The organism is Xenorhabdus sp. NBAII XenSa04, from assembly GCF_963866145.1.
Classification (GTDB): Bacteria; Pseudomonadota; Gammaproteobacteria; order Enterobacterales; family Enterobacteriaceae; genus Xenorhabdus; species Xenorhabdus indica.
Genome location: NZ_CAWMEB010000438.1, coordinates 1 through 954, shown reverse-complemented (window position 1 = coordinate 954; position 954 = coordinate 1). Strand labels below are relative to the sequence as shown.

The following is a 954-nucleotide window of genomic DNA, read 5'->3' as shown; positions in this document are numbered from 1 at the left end:
TTACTTGCATTCACATAATAAGTGCAACACCGTTATAAACGAAGTAAATGAGTTGATATTCCTTTAAATAATTCATTCGGTGTTTTGTAATTCCTCGTTTTACGAGGACGATTATTTAATCGGTTTGCCACAAGATTCACCTCTCGCTCTGATACCTGATTAAAATCAGTTCCCTTTGGGAAGTAATCTCTGATTAATCCATTTGTGTTCTCATTGATTCCTCTTTCCCAAGGGGAATACGGGTGAGCAAAATAAATTTTTGCCTCTAAATTTTTACTGATAAGGGCATGCTCAGCAAACTCCAATCCGTTATCAAAGGTCATTGTTTTAACTTTGTTTTTTATCCCAGATAAGTGTCTTGTTGCCGCTTTTGCAACGCCTTTTGCTGTTTTATCTTCCAGTTTAATGATGAAAGTAAATAGCGATTTTCGTTCAACTAAGGTCAATAATGCACTTTTATGATCTTTGCCAACTATCGTATCGCCTTCCCAATCACCAATACGTTGCTTTTTATCAACACATTTTGGGCGTTTTTCAATACTGACTCTGTTTTTAATTTTTCCTCGGTGTTCATGACTTCCATAACGTTTACGATACGGTTTTTTAGCTATTCTGAGATGCTGGTATAAGTCACCACCATTCAGTTTATCTTTATAAATCAACCTATAAACTGTTTCATGATGCAAAGAGATGATATTTTCTCTTTTGAGATAACCGACGGTTTGTTCAGGACTCAAATCTTGCCAAGTTAACTGTTTAATCAATTTGACGATCATAGGTGTCACTTTGACAGCTTTTATCGCGGTATGGCGGCGCTCTGAGGCTTTAAGTTGAGCCTGTCTAGGGCAGTATTTCTCGTCTTCCTGATTTCGTCTCAATTCCCGGCTAATTGTTGATGGAGCTCGATTAAGCGATGTTGCGATAAAGCGTTGTGTAAAACCGGCTTCTTTTAAA

The 954-nt window shown here is 37.3% G+C and carries 1 protein-coding gene; it reads right to left on the bottom strand.

Annotation, left to right across the window (positions count from 1 at the left end):
• Positions 1-32: 32 nt before the first annotated feature.
• The coding region (locus AAC147_RS18685; RefSeq protein WP_047683718.1) for an IS30 family transposase at positions 33-954 on the bottom strand (922 nt) is incomplete at its 5' end.